Below are 4,649 nucleotides of genomic sequence, written 5' to 3'. Positions count from 1 at the left end.
AGCTCCGTTTCCTCCTTCGAACGCCGCAACCTTCAGGGTTTTGCCGTCGCCGCTTCCGCCTTCATCACTTCCGCTGTCACCGCTTCCGCCGCATCCTGCAAGCAGAACTACGGTCATCGCAGATACCAGAACGGCTGATAAAAGCTTTTTGACTGATTTCTTTTTCATAACGTTACCTCACCTTCCTTAAAAAATTTGGTTAATCAGATTACTTGTATTATAACTTTTCGCAACCGCTCTTTCTATCCTTCTTTTGCTTCTTTTTTTAATTTTCTTGCTTTTTTTGTGCATTCTATTTACAAGAATAAATTTTTTCGTCATTCTTCCCAATACTTTGCACAAAGGGCAGCATCCCTCCTCCGGTCTTTACTCCCCGTACCGGATCCGGTCGGTCAGGCTCATCCTGCGGAAGTTCCGGGACACGGCGCAGGTCAGGATCATCTGCAGCGCCGCCACCGCCACGGCCAGGACCGCCGCCTGGATCCCCGGATAGTGATACACAGTGATGTTCATCATATTTTCTGCTTTGGCATACAGGAAAATACCGTATCCGGCCAGGCTTCCCATCCCCAGCGCCACCAAAAGGGTCCCCGCCGTGTAGAAAAGCCCTTCCAGCTGCAGCATCCGCACCAGCTGCTTTTCCGACATGCCGATGGCCTGGATGATCCCCAGTTCCCGTCTCCGGGTGTAGATGCTGTTGACCATGGTGTTGATCAGGTTCATCACGCCCACCGCGCCCAGGATCAGCAGGAAGGCGTAACCAAGCACAGTCATGACTGTGACCGCCGTCTCCCAGGTCTCCACATGCTTTTCAAAGCTGTCGGTAGTCAGATAGACGCTCGTCTTTGCCAGATTCTCCAGCTTCGTATAGGCTTCCTGCCGTCCGGTCTGATCGATCCCTTCTTCCAGCCGGATCACGCAGATGTCGCTTACGTCTGCCCCTGTGATCTTCGCCAGCACAGAGTCCGGCAGCAGAAAGTTGCTCCCGGATACGGCCGAAGGATACTCTCCGACGGCGGCGATCTCGAAGGTGCGCTCCACCGTCCCCTCCGGGGTCTCCAGTTCCATCCGCACCGCGTCGCCCAGCTTCAGTTCCGGGAACCAGCGCAGCATATGGTCAGAGACCAGGATCTTCTCTCCCTCTTCCAGTTCTTCCCAGGTAACCGCCCCTTCGATCTGGCAGTTCTCCACGATCTCCCGGTAAGATTCATCCAGGCCCTGGATGCTGGCGGAGGCGATCTCCCGCTCCGGGTCCAGATCCGCCAGCGTTCCGGTAAGATAGGTCTTCACTTTGACTTCCTCCACTCCGTCTACGGCCCGGATCTGCTCCAGCAGTTCCCCGTTCAGCGGGTTGTTCTGCGCTAGATTCACCCAGGCCCGGTCCGGGTTCATTTTATCCCCCTCCCAGCTGTCCACGGCGATCTCATAATCCCCCTCAAACTCCTGCTTTGCGATCTCCTCCGGATCGGCGCAGCTAAGGACGGTGGCCACCGCCATGAAGAGGATTCCCACTGCGCCCAGTGTCACGATGGTCAGGATGGATCTTTTTTTATTCCGGGACAGGTTGGAGCGGGTCAGTTTTACAAGACTCATCTCTGCAAATCCCTTCCGCTCTTTTTTCTTCTCCCGGATCTCTCCCTGATACCGCATGGCTTCCACCGGAGAGATCTTCGCCGCCATCCGCATAGGCTTTACCAGGGACAGATACACCGTAACCAGCACAGTCAGAATGGTCAGGATGTAAACCCACCCGTACAGGACCGGCACCTGTCTCTGCTCCAGCAGTTCCATGCAGATCCGGTTCATTTCCATGGCCGCCGCGTTGGTCTGCACGCCTTCCCCGCTGATCCGGTAGATCCAGCGGATCACCGGGCCTGCCAGAAGGCTCCCCAGAAGAAGCCCCAGTGGCAGGGAAAGCGCTGTCACAAGCAGGCCTTCCCGGAAGACGATCTGCCGGATCTGCCGCCTGGTGGCTCCCATGGCCTTTAATTTTCCATACTCCTGAACCTTCGGGATCATAGAGACATAGTGGATGCTGTAGATGGTCAGCACGCCCGCCGCCATCACCACCAGGATGATACAGACAACGGCGAAAAGAGCCGCCGGGTCCGTATAATTGGCCATCAGATAATCGGTGTTAATGACCACGTTGTCCTCCGATACGCCAAAATCCGCGCCAATCTCCCGGACCCGCTCTTCGATGGCGTCCGTAGTGGCGACATGTTCCCCCACATCCTGAAGGCGGAACATCACCCGGTACTCCCGGTCTTTTGCCGGAACCGACTGTTCCAGACAGTCCCTGGACACCAGCACCGAGTAGGCTTTGTTTTCCTCGTCAATCTCTCCTTTTAGAAATCCGCTGATCCGGAAAGGCTCTTCTTTCTGATACCCCAGTCCGCCGTCTTCGTAAATCTGAAGCGGGAGCGTCACCGTATCCCCGATCCCGGCAGTGATCCCGTACTCGGCGAGCAGTCCTTCCGGAAGCGCGATCTCATTTCCTGCTTTTGGAAACGTGCCCTCTGCCAGTTCTACTTTGTTCAGTTCCAGAGCCTGTGCATCCATCCAGAGAAACAGGATGGTGGAATCATCGTCCACCCCTTCCCCCAGATCCGAGCGAAGCCCCACTTCCTCCATATCATTGTGGCTTTTCAGCTTCCCCGCATCCTCTTCTGACACCTGCCGGAACATGGCGTGATAAGGCGGATAGTAGGCGTTCACAGCTGCGAACCGCACTTTGACAGAGGCATATCCTACCGTCAGCACCATAAAGATCAAAAGAGTGGTCAGGATGATGGCTGCCCCGCTGATCATATTCCGGGTCCGGTTCTGGCGTGCATAGGCAAGGGCTGTCTTTGTCACTGTCTTCATGACCGCACCACCTTCCCGTCCTCGATGACGATCATCCGGTCCGCCATCTGGGCAATGGTCTCGTCGTGGGTGATCATGACAAGCGTCTGCCCGTATTCGGTCACGCAGTGTTTCAGAAGGCTCACCACCTCGATCTCCGTCCGGGAGTCCAGGTTGCCGGTGGGCTCATCGGCCAGGATGATGGCCGGGCGTGAAGCCAGGGCCCTGGCGATGGCCACCCGCTGCTGCTGTCCGCCGGACAGGGTGCCCGGCAGGGCGTGAAGCCGGTCTGACATGCCGATCTTTCGCACGATGTCCATCACATACTCCCGGTCCACTTTCCGGCCGTCCAGCCCGATGGGCAGCACGATATTTTCCCATACATTTAAGGACGGCACCAGATTGTAACTCTGGAAGATAAATCCGATCTTCCGCCTGCGGAACACTGCCAGCCGGTCGTCCTTTAACCGGAAAATGTCCCGTCCTTCCACCAGCACCTTGCCGGAATCGGGCCGGTCCAGTCCCCCCAGCATGTGCAAAAGCGTGCTCTTTCCCGAGCCGGAACGCCCCACCACTGCCGCAAATTCTCCAGGCTCCACGCGGATATCGGTGTGGTCGATGGCTTTTACCAGATTGTCACCGGAGCCGTAATATTTTACCAGATCTTTTGTCTCTAAAATCGCCTTCATTGTAAGCCTCCTCTTTGTGCCTGCTTCTTTGTTTCTGTACAGAGCATACCGCCCGAAGCTTACAGAAAGGTAACAAAAAAGGTAACAGTTTTGTAAGAAATCTTATTCTTTCGGCAGGGTGATCACAAACTTGCTCCCGCCGGTTCTTCCGCTCTTCACGCACACCGTTCCGCCCTGCTCTTCCAGGATCCGCCTGGTAAGGTAAAGGCCCACGCCGGAGCCCTCCGCCTTTCGTACCGCTTCCGCCTTGCCCCGGTAAAATCTCTGGAAGATCCTGGGCTGTTCCTCCGCCGGGATCCCCGGGCCTTCGTCTTCCACTTCTATCATGACATAGCTGACCAGCTCCGACACCCGGATGGTGATACAGGTGCCGGCCGGCGCGTATTTCACACCGTTGTCCAGCACATTTCCGATCGCCTCCGCCGTCCAGCCCGGATCATGGACAACCGCAACGTCAGCAAATTCTTCCGTTTCAATGGAAATGTTTTTATCTATCGCTTTCGCATATGCGCCGGCCACTGCCCTTGCCAGGGTCGCTTTCACACCCGCCTTCTCCGGCTTCAGCCGGATCATGCCGGTCTCCAGCTTGCTCATCTGGGTAAAAGCCTGGAGAAGATGTTCCAGCCGTTCCACATCTTCCCGCTCTTTCCTTCGGAACTCCTCCGTTTCTTCCGCTGAAAGTTCTGTGGAATCCTCGATCTCATAACTCATCTTCAGGGAGGCCACCGGCGTCTTGAGCTGATGGGAAATATCGGTGATCAGGGACTTGGTTTCCTGCTCCTCCCGCCGGAGTTCCGCCTCCATCTTCTGGTTGCGGACTGTCTCCTCTTTCAGCTTTTCCTCCAGATAGTCCGCCCGCTCCCGGGCTTCTCTCTTAAGCCTCATGCCATGCCAGGCAAGACCTGCGCAGGCCGCAAGTCCGGCTGCCAGGATGAGCGCCATACCGCCCGCCATGCCGGGCAGCGCGCCGGCTTTCAGACTGTCTTTCAGTCCATACCCGTATTTCTCCAGCAATTCCATGCCTGTCTTTGCAGCGTCCCCACTGTCTTCTACTGTCTTCCCCGTCAGGATCCCGGCAAACACAGCTTCCTCCTCAGGTGCTTCCTTCGTGAG

3 protein-coding genes are annotated in these 4,649 nt (G+C 56.4%); all 3 read right to left on the bottom strand.

The features are described 5' to 3' along the window. Window positions 1-366: 366 nt before the first annotated feature. Window positions 367-2,868: an ABC transporter permease gene (locus tag ACML7B_RS00605; protein ID WP_418538823.1), complete on the bottom strand. Its 2,502-nt coding sequence runs from the start codon at window positions 2,866-2,868 to the stop codon at window positions 367-369. After that, window positions 2,865-3,536 (bottom strand): ABC transporter ATP-binding protein, encoded by a 672-nt coding sequence (locus ACML7B_RS00600; RefSeq protein WP_204907889.1) that lies wholly within the window; start codon window positions 3,534-3,536, stop codon window positions 2,865-2,867. The genes ACML7B_RS00605 and ACML7B_RS00600 overlap by 4 nt, the downstream gene beginning before the upstream one ends. A gap of 102 nt (window positions 3,537-3,638) precedes the next feature. Next, window positions 3,639-4,649, bottom strand: a 1,011-nt coding sequence (locus ACML7B_RS00595) for a sensor histidine kinase (RefSeq protein WP_418538821.1), incomplete at its 5' end; no start/stop codon positions are given.

This window comes from Massilistercora timonensis (assembly GCF_048354975.1).
Lineage (GTDB): Bacteria > Bacillota > Clostridia > Lachnospirales > Lachnospiraceae > Massilistercora > Massilistercora timonensis.
This window is presented reverse-complemented; position numbering and strand designations above follow the sequence as displayed.

Coding starts and splice junctions, on each gene's coding strand:
- ACML7B_RS00605 (WP_418538823.1), bottom strand. CDS start 2,868: ATGAAGACAGTGACAAAGACAGCCCTTGCCTATGCACGCCAGAACCGG.
- ACML7B_RS00600 (WP_204907889.1), bottom strand. CDS start 3,536: ATGAAGGCGATTTTAGAGACAAAAGATCTGGTAAAATATTACGGCTCC.